Raw genomic sequence first — 14,431 nt, 5'->3', positions numbered from 1 at the left:
CAGCCCTGAGGTGAAGCGGTGACCGGTGAGGCGTAGGGAGGAGCTCCCTACGCCTCGGCCGTCCTACGCCTCACGCGCCCTACGCCTCACCCGTCTGCGAGCTGCCGCGGTGCCAGGCACGGGGTGCGCGCAGGTTGTAGTGCAGCGCCAGCATCCGCAGCCCGAAGGCGACCAGCGTGGCAGCGGTCCCGGTCACGGCGTTGAGGTCGCCGAAGGCGATGAGCGCGGCGGTGATGCCCGCTCCCAGCATCGCCGGGACCGCGTAGAGCGACCGGTCCCAACGCAGCAGCGACGGCGTCTCCATGGCCAGCAGGTCGCGGAGGACGCCGCCCCCGACCGCGGTGATCATCCCGAGTGCCACGGACGCGATCACGCCCAGGCCGAAGTCGTGCGCCTTCGCGGTCCCGGTGACGGAGAACAGGCCCAGGCCCAGGGCGTCGAGGGTCTGCACGGTGCGGTTGATCCGGGTGACCTCGGGGTGGAGGAAGAAGACCACCGCCGCGGCGATCAGCGGGGTGACGAAGTAGCCGGTGTTGGTGAACGCCGCCGGCGGTACGGCGCCGATCAGTTCGTCGCGGATGACCCCGCCGCCGAGCGCCGTCGCCTCGGCGAGCACCGCCAGTCCGAACACGTCGAAGTTCTTGCGTACCGCCAACAGGCTGCCGGACAGGGCGAAGACGAAGATGCCGGAGATGTCGAGCACCTGTTCGACGTCGGGGGCGAAGATCTGGGAAGCCACGTCGCCTTTTCTACAGGGTGCGACGCGATGGTCGGGGGAGCGCTGGGCCGGGCGTGCGCCTGCACAGCCTGTGCACAGCCGTCCCGAAGCCAGCGCGCGGCCTTCTTTGAATCTTTCCAAAGAGGGGCTTTTTGAATGTGTCCATTCATCTTTCCCCGAGCCTTGGTCCCACGCGCCCCAGAAAGCCCATTCGTCTCACATGGTGAATCGCGGAACGTTTCTTGGCATTGAGCACCATCGGAAGGGGTGTCTCCGACAAATGCTGGCAAATCGGGCATAACACCCGACCGCATGCACCCCGTTTGCGCCGTGTCAAGGCTATATATGGCACCAAAACGGACATTGGATCACAACAGCTGTATCTCGCATGATCTCATTCTGGTTTCGGCGGGTCACGGCCTCTTGAGCAGAGAAAAGCCACGTGCATAGAGTCCCCTCACCGCGCCGCGCCATGCACACCTGAACTGAGATCCGGGGATGTCCGCACCATGACCAAGCAACCCCAACCGACCGATCCCGCAGGGGAATCGTCGACCCTCGTGGCTGATCCAACGGCCGAACAAGAGGCTCCGGCGGTCCAGGGGGACTCCTCCGCAGGCCGTTCTCCTGCACGGATGGCCTGGACGCGACTGAAGCGCGACCGTGCCTCGATGATCGCTCTGGTCGTCACCGTGCTATTCATTCTGGCTGCCGTTTGCTCGCCTCTTCTCTCCACTTTGGAGGGCTGGGGGCCGATACAGCCCGACCTGAAGGCCATCAATCCGGACACGGGTAATTTCCCGATCGGTTCATTGGGTGGCGTCAGTGGTCACCACTGGCTCGGAGTCGAGCCCGGAACCGGTTTCGACGTGTTCGCCCGGCTGATCTACGGTCTCCGGACGTCGCTGATCGTGGCGATTACCGCGGCGGTCATCTCGACGGTTATCGGCGTGGTGGTCGGCCTTGCGGCGGGCTACTTCGGCGGCAAGATCGACACCGCGCTCAACTGGATCATGAACGTCATGCTCGCGTTCCCGCAGCTGCTGTTCATCATCGCCGTGACGCCGGTGATCACCAACGCCTTCACCACCAACTCCCACGGCGGCACCAGCGAGACGCTGCAGCTCAGCGCCATCATCGCGATCATCGCCCTCTTCGCCTGGGCCTACACCGCCCGACTGGTGCGCGGTCAGGTGCTCTCCCTGCGTGAGCGGGAGTTCATCGACGCGGCACGGATCATGGGCGCCGGCTGGCGGCACATCCTGTTCAAGCAACTGCTGCCGAACCTCTGGGCGCCGATCCTGATCTCCTTCGCGCTGGCGGTGCCGATCAACATCGCCACCGAGGCGGCCCTCTCCTTCCTGGGCGTCGGCGTCGTCCCGCCGAACCCGGACCTGGGCGGGATGCTCAACGCGGCCACCCAGTACTACCTGTACGACCCGACGTACCTGGCCGTACCCGGCCTCGCTCTCCTGGTCATCGTCCTGGCCATGAACCTCCTGGGTGACGGCGTCCGCGACGCGCTCGACCCGCGGGCCAACCGCAGCTGAACTTCCGCACCTCCGGGCCGATCCGTCGGCCGGGCGAGGCGGGGCAACCAAGAAGACAAGAGGAGACCCACCCATGATGCGCAGCAAGCGCACGGTCACCATGACCGCTATCGCGATATCCGTCGCCTTGGGGGCCAGCGCCTGTGGTGGCGGCGGAAGCACCACTGGTGGAGCGCCGACCAAGGGCGGCACCCTGCTGTACTACGCGCCCAGCGACTTCGACCACATCGACCCGGGGCGTACCTACACCACCCAGGGCCAGAACATCGGCCGCGAGATCTACCGCTCGCTGACCGGTTGGACCCAGCCGTCCGACCAGCCGGACGCCACCCCGAAGCTCGTGGGTGACCTGGCGACCGACACCGGCACCGCCAGCAACGGCGACAAGACCTGGACCTTCCACATCCGTCCGGGCGTCAAGTGGCAGGACGGCTCGACCGTCACGGCCTACGACGTCAAGTACGGCGTCGAGCGCACCTTCGACCCGGACCTGTCCGGTGGCCCGACCTACGCGCAGCAGTGGCTGGCCAACGACAAGAGCTACAAGGGCCCGACGAAGAGCGGCGACCTGGCCGCGATCCAGACCCCCGACGCCAGCACGATCGTCTTCCAGCTGAGCACCCCGGTCAACGACTTCAACGAAGCGACCGCGATGTCGGACTTCTCGGCGGTGCCGAAGGCCCACGACACGGGTGCCACCTACGACACGCACGTGTGGTCGGACGGCCCCTACGAGCTGAAGTCGTACACCCAGAACAAGGAACTCATCCTGGTCAAGAACCCGGAGTGGTCGAAGTCCGTCGACCCGCTGCGGGACCAGAACGTCGACGAGATCGACGTCAAGATGGGCCAGGACATGGCGTCCATCGACCAGCTGATGAAGGCCGACGGCACGGACGCGCAGAACGCGATCATCGAGGACCCGATCGCGGGCACCGACCTGAACTCCTTCGTCAACGACCCGACGCTGCAGTCGCGTCTGCACAAGGTCGCCGCCCCGGGCACCAACTACATGGCCATCAACACCACCACGGTGAAGAGCCTCCAGGTCCGCCAGGCGATCGAGTACGCGATCAACAAGCAGACCGTCCGCGGTGCCTTCGGTGGTTCGGCCTACGGTCCCTACGCCACGGTCTTCCTGCCGCCGGGCACCGCCGGTCGCCAGGACAACGCCGCGCCGTACGGCAGCAACCCGGCCGGTGACCTGACCAAGGCCAAGGCGCTCATGGCGCAGGCCGGCGTCAAGAACCTGACCCTGTCGCTGGCGGTCGAGGCGACCCCGACCCAGGGCAAGGTCGCCACCGCGATCGCGACCTCGCTGGCGCAGATCGGCATCACGGTCAACATCAAGCAGATCGACCGTGGTTCCTACTTCAACACGGTCGGGAACCTGTCCAACCACTTCGACCTGATCTGGGGTGACTGGATCGCCGACTGGCCGAACGCCAGCACGATCCTGCCGCCGCTCTTCGACGGCCGCCAGATCATCCCCCAGGGCAACCAGGTCTTCTCGCAGCTGCAGGACCCGGCCGCCGAGAAGCAGATGGACAACATCAACCAGATGGCCGACCCGAACCAGGCCAACGCCGCCTGGGGCGCGCTCGACACCCAGCTGCTGCAGAACGACGCCGCGGTCGTCCCGCTCGTCTACATGACCTTCTACGAGCTGCAGGGCAAGAACGTCGGCGGTCTGACCAACGACACCGAGCTCGCCGAGATGAACCTCGCGCACGTCTTCGTGAAGCAGTAACACCTCCGGGTCCGGGCGGCGGCGTACCCGCTGCCGCCCGGACCCACGTCCGAACCATCACTCCGCGCGCAGGTCACACCCGGCCGCCCGAAGCGAGAGGGAGGCGGGCCAGGCAGAGCCCGGTCCAAGCACCACATGACTCGTTATCTGATTCGGCGCTTGCTCAGCGCCTTCACCATCATCCTGATGGTCAGCCTCGTTACCTTCCTCATCTTTTTCGCGGTGCCGAGCAACCCGGCCGTCCTGGCTTGTGGCAAGGCCTGCAACCCGGGCCGCATCCTGGAGATCAAGCACTCCCTGGGACTCGACAAGAGCCTCTTCACGCAGTACTTCGAGTTCCTCAAGGGCATCTTCGCCGGCCGGACCATCGGCGACGGGCCCCTGGCGGTCCAGTGCCCGGCTCCCTGCCTGGGCATCTCGTTCCACGACGACTCCAACGTCTTCGACACCCTGATGAACCGTCTGCCGGCGGACATCTCGCTGGCGGCCGGTGCGGCTGTGGCCTTCCTCATCACCGGTGTCGGCCTCGGCATCCTCGCGGCCGTCCGCAAGGGCAAGCTGGTGGACAAGCTCGCCGTCGGACTGGCGATGGTCGGTATCTCGCTGCCGATCTACTTCCTCGCGCTGGTGCTGCAGTACGCCTTCGTGGACAAGTGGCAGCTGCTGCCGACCCCCAACTACTCCCCGATCACGCAGGGCTTCGGCCAGTGGTTCCAGGGCCTTCTGCTCCCCTGGGCCTCGCTGACGATCGGCTTCCTCGCCTACTACACCCGGCTCACCCGCTCCAGCATGCTGGAGACCCTGGGCGAGGACTTCATCCGCACCGCCCGTGCCAAGGGCCTGGGTCAGCGAACCCTGGTCTTCAAGCACGCGCTGCGTGCCGCGATCACGCCGATCGTCACCATCTTCGGCATGGACTTCGCCACCCTGGTGGGCGGCTCGGCAGTCATCACCGAAAGCGTCTTCGGCATCCCCGGCATCGGTCAGCTGGCCGTCCAGGCCGTGGAGAACGTCGACCTCCCCGTCATCATGGCCACCACGCTCTTCGCCGCCGTGGCCGTCGTGCTTGCCAACGTCGTCGTCGACGTGGTGTACGGCATCATCGACCCCCGCGTCCGCCTCGCCTGAAGCCGGGCCAGAACCATCCGGCGCGGGTCGGCGATCCCGACCCCCTGTCGACTGAGGAACTACCAGTGGCCATCGAAATCTCGCCGCAGACCGTCCCCGTCAGCCCGCCGTCGACCTTCCTGGAGGTGCGCGACCTGAAGGTGCACTTCCCGACCGAGGACGGGCTCGTCAAGTCCGTGGACGGGGTCTCCTTCAGCCTGGAGCACGGCAAGACCCTGGGCATCGTGGGCGAGTCCGGCTCCGGAAAGTCCGTCACCAGCCTTGCCCTGCTCGGTCTCCACAAGGGAACGCGGGCGAAGGTCTCCGGCGAGATCTGGCTGGACGGCGACGAGCTCGTCGCGCTCGACGAGCGCGAGATGCGCCCGCTGCGCGGCAACAAGGTGTCCATGATCTTCCAGGACCCGCTCTCCGCGCTCCACCCGTTCTTCACGGTGGGCGCGCAGATCGCCGAGGCGTACCGGGTCCACCACAAGGTCTCCAAGAAGGAGGCCAACGTCCGCGCGGTCGACATGCTCAAGCGCGTCGGCATCCCGCAGCCGGAGCGCCGTGCGAAGAGCTACCCGCACGAGTTCTCCGGCGGTATGCGCCAGCGCGCCATGATCGCCATGTCGCTGGTCTGCGACCCGCAGCTGCTGATCGCCGACGAGCCGACCACCGCCCTGGACGTCACCGTCCAGGCGCAGATCCTGGACCTGATCCGGGACCTGCAGGAGGAGTTCGGCTCGGCGGTCATCATCATCACCCACGACCTGGGCGTGGTCGCCGAGATCGCCGACGACATCCTGGTGATGTACGGCGGCCGGCGTATCGAGTACGGCAGTGTGCGCGAGGTGCTCAAGGCCCCCGAGCACCCGTACACCTGGGGTCTGCTCCAGTCGATGCCGCACCTGGGTGGCGACGTCAACGAGCGGCTCAACCCGATCCCGGGGTCCCCGCCCAGCCTGATCAACCTCCCGAGCGGTTGCGCCTTCAACCCCCGATGCGCGTTCAAGGGCCAGGTGCCGGACGGACGTTGCATGTCGGAGCGGCCCGAGCTGCTCCCGGTCCTCGACTCGGACCGCCACATCGCGGCGTGTCACCTCAGCGGGGAAAGCAAGATCGAGATCCGCAAGGCCGCGAAGTAAGCCGCGGACGAACAGGAGCATGCCGTGAGCACCACCGACACCATTCCTGGCCCCCGCGAAGGGGCCACTCCGGGGGCATCCGAGGGCGAGTCGCTGCTTGAGGTCAAGGACCTCAAGATGCACTTCCCGATCCGTCAGGGCATCGTCTGGCAGCGGCAGATCGGCGCGGTCAAGGCCGTCGACGGTCTCGACTTCAGCGTCAACGCCGGCGAGTCGCTCGGCCTCGTGGGTGAGTCGGGCTGTGGCAAGTCGACCACCGGCCGACTCGTCACCCGTCTGCTGGAGCCGACCGGCGGCAGCATCCGCTTCGACGGCGAGGACATCACGCACAAGCGCGTCTCCTCGATGCGGGCCGCCCGGCAGAACCTGCAGATGATCTTCCAGGACCCGTACTCGTCGCTGAACCCGCGGCACACGGTCGGGACCATCATCGAGACCCCGATGAAGCTCAACGGGATCAACCCCGAGGGCGGTCACCGCAGGCGTGCCAAGGAGCTGCTGGAGATCGTCGGTCTCAGCCCCGAGCACTACAACCGCTACCCGAACGAGTTCTCGGGCGGTCAGCGCCAGCGCATCGGCATCGCCCGCGCGCTCGCGCTCAAGCCGAAGCTGATCGTCGCGGACGAGCCGGTCTCCGCGCTGGACGTGTCCATCCAGGCGCAGGTGGTCAACCTGCTCCAGGACCTGCAGCGCGAGTTCAACCTGGCGTTCGTCTTCATCGCGCACGACCTCGCGGTGGTCCGCCACTTCTCCGAGCGCGTCGCGGTGATGTACCTCGGCAAGATCGTCGAGATCGCCGACCGGGAGACGCTCTACTCCCGTCCGCAGCACCCCTACACGCACGCGCTGCTCTCGGCGGTCCCCGAGGCCGACCCGGACAGCGAGGCGCGCCGCGAGCGGATCCGCCTCACCGGGGACGTGCCCAGCCCGATCAACCCGCCGTCGGGTTGCCGGTTCCGCACCCGCTGCTGGAAGGCGCAGGACATCTGCGCCAGCCAGGAGCCGCCGCTGGTCCAGTTGGTCGGCTCGGCCGAGGGACACCAGGCCGCCTGCCACTTCCCGGAGGTCAAGCAGGTCGTCGCGGCGGAGGAGATCCCCTCCGCGCCCGCGTCGGCGGAGTGACGCCGACAGGTTGTCGTTGAGCGGGGCCGATCCGGACGCGTCCGGATCGGCCCCTTCGCATGTCCGGTGACAGTACGTCTGGTGACGGTCTGTCAGCTTCCCGAGGTGGCGAGGTCGAGGTCGAGGTCGCGGTCGTAGAAGGCCGGGACGCGGGCGGAGAGCCAGGTGGCCACCGGGTCGTACGGGTCGGACATCGCCACCGTCGAGAGCGGCAGCGCCTCCGGGGCCGATGCCAGCGAGCGCTCGACCATCTGCCGGACCGTCTCCGCCGCGGCGGCCGACGCGTCGTGCAGGTCCAGTCCGATGACCAGGTAGGGCTCGCCCCAGGAGGGTTCCACCCAGGCCCGGCGCAGCGTGCGCACCGCAGGCGTCTCGCGGGCCTCGGCGGCGAGCCGGGAACAGAAGGGGGCGAGCGCGTCCATCGAGCTCACGCTCGAGGGGACGGCGGACGGGGGAGAGCCGACCGCCGTCAGGTTCAGCGGTCCGGCGGGCAGCCGGTCGAGCCCGCCGGCGACGCGTCTCAGGTCCGCCCACGGGATGCCGAGCCCGCCGCCCGGCTGGTGCGGGTTGAGCCAGAGTCCCCAACGCTCGTGGTAGAGCGCGGAGGCGACCTCGGGCCCGGAGCAGACCTTGTGCTGCCGGGTCCAGCCGCAGGCCGCGAGCTGCTCGGCGGAGGTGACGCACGGGGCGTAGCCGTAGCCGCCGACCTCCAGGCTGCCGTACTGGGCGTCCGGGCTGCCGGGGGTGCCGTGCCAGAGCAGCATCCACAGCTCCCCCTGGGCGATGGCCTGGAGCAGCGCCTCGTAGCGGTCGTACCGACCCGGCGAGACCTCCGGCAAGACCTCCTGCAAGGCCTGCTCGATCATGGCTTCGCGCCCCCTTCCTGGTCCACCCGGGTCTCTTGCCGCGCCACTCGTTCCGCTGGTACTGCCGGTGCCGCTTGTACTGCCTGAACTGCGTGAACTGCCGTGATGGTGTCGCCCGCCACAGCGTAGAGGCGGGGCGGGAGGGAGATCATCCGGTCGTCATCGGGTCCTCATCCGGTCCGGCCGCCGTACTCGTGGGAGATCGCCTCCGCCGTGGCCAGCAGGTCGGGGATCAGTCGTCGCAGTGCGCTCAGCGGCGCGACCACGGTCGGGGTGGAGATGGAGCAGGCGGCGATCACCTGTCGCTCGATACCCCGGATCGGCACGGCCACACAGTTGACGCTCTCCTCGTACTCGCTGCGGTCCATGGCCCAGCCCTGGTCCCGCACCGTCTCCAGTTCGGCGAGCAGCGCCTCGGGCGTGCGCAGTGAGCGCGGTGTGTACGCCGGGTAGTCCAGCCGCCGGGCCAGCTCCGTCCGGCGGCCCTCGGGCAGCCCGGCCAGCAGCACCTTGCCCACCGCGGACGCCGTCAGCGGCGCGCGCTTGCCGATGCGCGAGTACATCCGCACCGGGTAGCGGCTCTCCAGCTTGTCGACGTAGGTGGCCTCGCCGTCCTCGTAGACGGCCAGATGCACGGTGTGCCCGCAGCGGTCGTTCAGCTCGGCCAGGTGCGGGGCCGCGACGCCGCGCACGTCGATGCTCTCCAAGGCCAGCTGGGCGAGGGAGAAGAGGCGTCCGCCGAGCCGGTAGCGGTAGTCGGCCTGGCGGTGCACGAAGCCGTGCTCCTCCAGGGTCCGCAACAGCCGCAGGGCGGTCGACTTGTGCACCCCGATCCGCGCGGCGGCCTGCTCCAGCGAGACCGGCCCCTCGGCCAGCGATGCGAGCACGGTCAGCGCCCGGTCCACCGACTGCGACATGCCCCGCCCCGTTGTGCTCGACTGTGCTGTGAGCGTAGGGACGCCATTGCACAGGCTGCAATGGATGATGCGCATTCGGGACCTTTTCGCCGCGTGGCTCTTGCTTCCGCGCGGCTCCGCATGTCCGAATCCCGTACCACCCACCGGACTCCGTCGGTGGGCGCACTACACTTGGGCCGCCATGCCCTACCTCGACCACGCCGCCACCACTCCGATGCTGCCGGAGTCGGTCCACGCGATGACCGCGCAGTTCGGCAGCACCGGCAATGCCTCGTCCCTGCACGCCGCCGGACGCCGCGCCCGTCGCGTGGTCGAGGAGTCGAGGGAGAGCCTGGCCGCCTCCCTCGGCGCCCGCCCGAGCGAGATCGTCTTCACCGGCGGCGGCACCGAGTCGGACAACCTGGCGGTCAAGGGCCTGTTCTGGGCCCGCCGGGACGCCGACCCGGCACGGCGCCGGATCCTGTGCAGCCCCGTCGAGCACCACGCCGTCCTGGACGCCGTCCACTGGCTGGAGCAGCACGAGGGCGCGGTCGTCGAGTGGCTCCCGGTCGACCCGCTCGGCCGCGTCGCGCCCGAGGGCCTGCGCGCGGCGATCGCAAGCAATCCCACAGACGTCACGCTCGCAACCGTCATGTGGGCCAACAACGAGGTCGGCACCATCCAGCCGATCCGCGAGCTGGCCGCCGTGGCACGGGAGTTCGGCGTCCCGATGCACGCCGACGCGGTGCAGGCCGCCGGGCAGCTGCCGCTCTCCTTCGCGGACTCCGGCCTGGACGCGATGACCGTCACCGGCCACAAGATCGGCGGCCCGTACGGCGTCGGCGCGCTGGTGCTCTCCCGCGAGGCCGCCCCGGTCCCGCTGCTGCACGGCGGCGGCCAGGAGCGCGAAGTCCGGTCCGGCACCCTCGACGTCCCCGCGACCGCGGGTTTCGCCGCCGCCGCGCGGATCGCCGTGGAGCGGCAGCCGCAGTTCGTCCAGGAGATCGGCCGCCTGCGGGACCAGTTGGTCGACGCGGTCCGCACGGCCGTGCCGGAGGCCGTCCTCAACGGCGACCCGCGCCCGGAAGGACGGCTCAGCGCCAACGCGCACTTCACCTTCCCGGGCTGCGAGGGCGACGCGCTGCTGATGCTGCTCGACGCGCGCGGCATCGAGTGCTCGACCGGCTCCGCCTGCTCGGCCGGGGTGCCGCAGCCCAGCCACGTGCTGCTGGCCATGGGCGCGGAGCCGGCGATGGCCCGTGCGTCGCTGCGGTTCTCGCTCGGCCACACCTCCACCGAGGCGGACGTGAAGGCGCTGGCCGAGGCGATCGGCCCGGTCGTCGACCGCGCCCGCCAGGCCGGCGCGGCGACCCGGCGGTAGCGTGCGGGATCGGGCGGGATCGCGCGCGATCGCGCGTGCGGACGGCCCCGGTGGTCGGCGCTGTTGGTAGGTCGCGATGGTCGGCCCTGGTGGTCGGTCGGGAGGGGGTCGGGTGCCGGTCGGCAGCCCGTACCCTGGTAGGCACTATGTCTGACTTCCCCGGTGCCCCCGCCCAGCCCGCCGCCGGTCTGCCCGGCGGTCGTCTCCGCGTCCTCGCTGCCATGTCCGGTGGCGTCGACTCCGCCGTGGCCGCCGCGCGCGCGGTCGAAGCGGGGCACGAGGTCACCGGCGTGCACCTGGCGCTCTCCAGCAACCCGCAGTCCTTCCGCACCGGCGCGCGCGGCTGCTGCACCCTGGAGGACTCGCGGGACGCGCGCCGCGCGGCCGACGTGATCGGCATTCCCTTCTATGTCTGGGACCTGGCCGAGCGCTTCCGCGAGGACGTGATCGACGACTTCGTCGCCGAGTACGCGGCGGGCCGCACGCCGAACCCCTGCCTGCGCTGCAACGAGAAGATCAAGTTCGCGGCCCTGCTGGACAAGGCCGTCGCCCTCGGCTTCGACGCCGTCTGCACCGGCCACTACGCGCGCGTTCTCGACCTCCCGGGCGGAGGCCGCGAGCTGCACCGGGCCGTCGACCCGGCCAAGGACCAGTCGTACGTGCTCGGCGTGCTGGACGCGCAGCAGTTGGCGCACGCGATGTTCCCGCTCGGGGACACGACCAAGGAGCAGGTCCGCGTCGAGGCGGAGCAGCGCGGGCTGGCCGTTGCCAAGAAGCCGGACAGCCATGACATCTGCTTCATCGCCGACGGCGACACCCAGGGCTTCCTCGCCGACCGGCTCGGCACGGCGTCCGGCGAGATCGTCGACGTCGACGGCGCCGTGGTCGGCGAGCACAGTGGCGCCTACGGCTTCACCATCGGCCAGCGCAAGGGCCTCCGCATCGGCCGTCCGGCGGCGGACGGCAAGCCGCGGTACGTCCTGGACATCTCCCCGGTCGACAACCGCGTCACGGTCGGCCCGGTGGAGGCGCTCGACGTCTCCGCGCTGAGCGGGGTCAAGCCCCGCTGGTGCGGGAATACCGCGCCGTCCGGCACGGGCCGGTACCTCGCCCAACTCCGCGCCCACGGCGAGCCGGTGGCGGTCACTGCGGAGATCGCCGCGGACGGCGGCCTGCGCGTCGTCCTGGACGACCCGCAGCGCGGTATCGCCCCGGGACAGGCGGTCGTCCTCTATGACGGCACCCGCGTGGTGGGGTCCGCGACGATCGCGACGACGGAGCGGGCCGCGGCAGAGCTGTAGTTGCAGCAAACCAGGGCGCGGGGAACTGCGCGACAAATCACCCACGCCGGTAGAGCCCCGAACGCGCAGGGCCGTCCGCTCGTCGGCGGTTCTCGCGCAGTTCCCCGCGCCCCTGGCAGTGCATGGCACCTCTCCTGCAAATCGTTTGCGTCGTAATGGGATAATCATCGGGTGAATATCACCGTCTTCTGCTCCGCCGCCGACCTCGACGACCGCTACACCGCTCCCGCGCGTGAGTTCGCGCGTGCCCTGGGCGCGCACGGACACACCCTCGTCTGGGGTGGGTCGCACGCGGGCCTGATGGGTGTCGTCGCCGACGAGGCGAAGGCCGCGGGGGCCAAGTTGGTCGGCATCTCCGTCGAGATGCTGCGCCACAAGGCGTACCGGGGCGCGGACGAGCTGATCACCGCCGCAGACCTGCCCGAGCGCAAGACGATGCTGTTCCAGCGTGCCGACGCGATCGTCGTCCTCGTCGGCGGGCTGGGCACGCTGGACGAGGTGACCGAGGTGCTGGAGCTCAAGAAGCACGGCCTGCACGACAAGCCGGTCGTCCTGCTCGACACCGACGGTTTCTACGACGGCATGCGCACCCAGCTGGAGCGGATGGAGCGCGAGGGCTTCCTCCCGCGTCCGGTACGCGAGTTGGTGCGGTTCGCCGGCGACGGCGAGGAGGCGCTGCGCTACGCCGAGGGCGCTGCCTGATCGGGAATCCGGCCGGGAACCCCGCCAGGGATCCGACCAGGGATCGGGTCGGGGAGGACCGCGCCGGTCCCGGATCCCGCGTCACGCCGCAGCAGGCGGCCCAGGCCCTCGCGGGTCGCGACGACGATGACCCGCTCGCCGACCGTCAGCTCGCGGCCTGACTGCGGCGTCCAGTTCAGCCCTGCCCCGCCGTTGCGCCGCGGAGTCGCGACGACCCGCCACTCGCCGGGCCGGAACGCCTGCGCGACGGTGCGTCCGGCGAGTTCGTCGCCGTCCTGCACCGTGACGTCGGCGAGCAGCAGCAGTTCCCGCCGGGCGGGGATCGCGGCCAGGACCTGGCGGCCCATCATCGCGGCGGCGAACTCGGGCGCGGCCAGGTAGGACACGCTGCGGCTACGGGTCCGTGCCTCCGGATGCGCCTGCCGCAGGGCGTCGTAGACGGTGCGGGCGAAGGCATCGTCGAAGAGCCGCAGCACCACCCGCAGGTCCGGCCGCTGCTCGCGGGCGAAGAGGACCGCCTGCAGGTTGGCGCTGTCGTTGTTGGTCAGCGCCATCAGCGCCGCCGCCCGGTCGCCGCGTGCCGCGCGGAAGACGGACTCGCGGGTGAAGTCGCCGATCACCACCGGTACGCCGAGCGCCCGCATGGCGGCGACCCCCGGTACGGACGCGTCGCGTTCGATGGCGACCACCGGCACCCGCATGTCGACCAGTCGGGAGGCCACCGCCCGGCCGACGTTGCCCAGCCCGATCAGCAGCACGTGGTCGGAGACGGTCCGCCGGACCCGCCGCACGGCCGCCGTCGGCCGCACCGCGCCGACGCTGTCCAGGACCACGGCCGCGACCAGGCCGAGCAGCAGCATGCCGGTGAACATGGTGATGATCTGCAGGATCTGCCGGGCCAGCGGCTGCCCGAAGGCCGGGTTGCCCGCCGAACAGAGGTCCATCAACACGAGGTAGAGCGAGAGCCCGAGGCTGGTCCCGGTCAACTGCCAGGTGAGCACGGTGAGCAGGGCCACCAGCACGGCCAACGCCACCGCCGCGACCTGGAGCTTGCGGGAGAAGAAGCCACGGACCATCGCGAGCAACCGCCGTCCGCCCCAGGCCCGTTCGCGCGGCAGCGGCGGCGCGTCCTCGAGGTGGCGCAGGCGCACGACCGTGGTCTTGGCGTCCGCGGGAACCAGGTCGGGGCCGGGCAGCAGCGTTCCGGTGTCCTCGGTGAGCACCGCGATCGGGACGCCCTCGCTGTCCGGCAGTCCGGTCGCGTCCTCCGGCAGCACCTCGGTGACGACGGCGCAGGTGCCGCCGTTGATCGGGATCACCTGCCGGTGGCTCGGCAGCGCCGCCGAGACCAGCGCGGGGGCGGCCGTCGCCGATGCGGAGGCGACGGTGGTCGGCGCGTCCTCGCGGTCCAGCAGGGCGCGGAGCCGCTGGCCCAGCGCAGTGCTGTGGAGGCGCAGCGCCAGCCGGACGGTCGGGTTGATGCTGCGGGCGATCAGCGCGGCCTGGGTGACCGCCTGGTCGTCGTCGAGGACCAGCGCCAGCGCGTCAGCGGACCCGAGGCCCGCCCGGCGCAGCGTCGCGGCGTCCGGCTGCTCGCCGCCGAGGACCGTGATCGGTCCCGTCTCGTGGTGCAGGGCCATGAGTTGCTGGCCGTGGCCCTGGTGCGGCTCGGGGACGATGAGGACGACCCGCTCGCCGTAGAGCGCCGCGAGGTCGGCGGCGAGACGGTGGGTCAGCGCGTCGTTGCCGACCACGACCATGTGGCCGCGTCCGTCGGCTGCTGACTCCTCTCCCGTTTCCGGGTCTGCTTCCGTGAGTTGGTCCTGCAGACCGTCCGGCACCGATACCCCCAGCTCGTCGGTGGTGTGCTGTCGTCAGCACGTTGTCGACCAT

12 protein-coding genes are annotated in these 14,431 nt (G+C 69.9%); 8 read left to right on the top strand and 4 right to left on the bottom strand.

Going from position 1 to position 14,431, the window contains the following annotated elements:
* Nucleotides 1–79 precede the first annotated feature (79 nt).
* A complete protein-coding gene (locus ABH928_RS00655) occupies nt 80–739 on the bottom strand; it encodes a trimeric intracellular cation channel family protein (protein ID WP_370060803.1) in 660 nt (219 codons plus the stop codon).
* A gap of 488 nt (nt 740–1,227) precedes the next feature.
* Here ABH928_RS00655 and ABH928_RS00650 point away from each other — a divergent pair, with 488 nt between their 5' ends.
* The 5 genes from ABH928_RS00650 to ABH928_RS00630 all read left to right on the top strand — a co-directional run bounded on the left by ABH928_RS00650 (nt 1,228) and on the right by ABH928_RS00630 (nt 7,392).
* Nucleotides 1,228–2,268 (top strand): ABC transporter permease, encoded by a 1,041-nt coding sequence (locus ABH928_RS00650; RefSeq protein WP_370060802.1) that lies wholly within the window; start codon nt 1,228–1,230, stop codon nt 2,266–2,268.
* A gap of 73 nt (nt 2,269–2,341) precedes the next feature.
* Nucleotides 2,342–4,018 carry an ABC transporter substrate-binding protein gene (locus ABH928_RS00645; protein ID WP_370060801.1) on the top strand — a complete coding sequence of 559 codons (1,677 nt, stop codon included), beginning with the start codon at nt 2,342–2,344 and terminating at the stop codon, nt 4,016–4,018.
* Nucleotides 4,019–4,153: 135 nt separating this feature from the next.
* Entirely contained in the window at nt 4,154–5,146 is a 993-nt protein-coding gene (locus ABH928_RS00640; RefSeq protein WP_370060800.1) for an ABC transporter permease, read from the top strand.
* 65 nt (nt 5,147–5,211) lie between these two features.
* Nucleotides 5,212–6,270: an ABC transporter ATP-binding protein gene (locus ABH928_RS00635; protein WP_370060799.1), complete on the top strand. Its 1,059-nt coding sequence runs from the start codon at nt 5,212–5,214 to the stop codon at nt 6,268–6,270.
* A gap of 24 nt (nt 6,271–6,294) precedes the next feature.
* Nucleotides 6,295–7,392, top strand: a complete 1,098-nt coding sequence (locus ABH928_RS00630; protein WP_370060798.1) for an ABC transporter ATP-binding protein — start codon at nt 6,295–6,297, stop codon at nt 7,390–7,392.
* A 92-nt stretch (nt 7,393–7,484) separates the two neighbouring features.
* Here the strand turns inward: ABH928_RS00630 and ABH928_RS00625 are convergent, their stop codons facing one another.
* Nucleotides 7,485–8,258, bottom strand: coding sequence for an enhanced serine sensitivity protein SseB C-terminal domain-containing protein (locus tag ABH928_RS00625; protein WP_370060797.1), 774 nt, complete (start codon nt 8,256–8,258; stop codon nt 7,485–7,487).
* A 170-nt stretch (nt 8,259–8,428) separates the two neighbouring features.
* The gene (locus tag ABH928_RS00620; RefSeq protein ID WP_370060796.1) at nt 8,429–9,175 is read right to left on the bottom strand and encodes an IclR family transcriptional regulator; all 747 of its coding nucleotides are present in this window, start codon (nt 9,173–9,175) and stop codon (nt 8,429–8,431) included.
* 181 nt (nt 9,176–9,356) lie between these two features.
* On the opposite strand from ABH928_RS00620, the gene ABH928_RS00615 reads away from it, so the two are divergent.
* The 3 genes from ABH928_RS00615 (at nt 9,357) to ABH928_RS00605 (ending at nt 12,538) form a co-directional block, all read left to right on the top strand.
* Nucleotides 9,357–10,535, top strand: coding sequence for a cysteine desulfurase family protein (locus tag ABH928_RS00615; RefSeq protein WP_370060795.1), 1,179 nt, complete (start codon nt 9,357–9,359; stop codon nt 10,533–10,535).
* 146 nt (nt 10,536–10,681) lie between these two features.
* Nucleotides 10,682–11,836, top strand: a complete 1,155-nt coding sequence (gene mnmA, locus ABH928_RS00610; protein ID WP_370060794.1) for a tRNA 2-thiouridine(34) synthase MnmA — start codon at nt 10,682–10,684, stop codon at nt 11,834–11,836.
* Nucleotides 11,837–12,007: 171 nt separating this feature from the next.
* Entirely contained in the window at nt 12,008–12,538 is a 531-nt protein-coding gene (locus ABH928_RS00605; RefSeq protein WP_370060793.1) for a TIGR00730 family Rossman fold protein, read from the top strand.
* On the opposite strand, the gene ABH928_RS00600 is transcribed toward ABH928_RS00605, so the two are convergent.
* Nucleotides 12,517–14,379: an NAD-binding protein gene (locus ABH928_RS00600; protein WP_370060792.1), complete on the bottom strand. Its 1,863-nt coding sequence runs from the start codon at nt 14,377–14,379 to the stop codon at nt 12,517–12,519. The two genes, ABH928_RS00605 and ABH928_RS00600, sit on opposite strands and share 22 nt — an antisense overlap.
* Nucleotides 14,380–14,431 lie beyond the last annotated feature (52 nt).

Origin of the sequence: Streptacidiphilus sp. MAP5-3 (assembly GCF_041262505.1) — a bacterium.
Classification (GTDB): domain Bacteria; phylum Actinomycetota; class Actinomycetes; order Streptomycetales; family Streptomycetaceae; genus Streptacidiphilus.
This window is presented reverse-complemented; position numbering and strand designations above follow the sequence as displayed.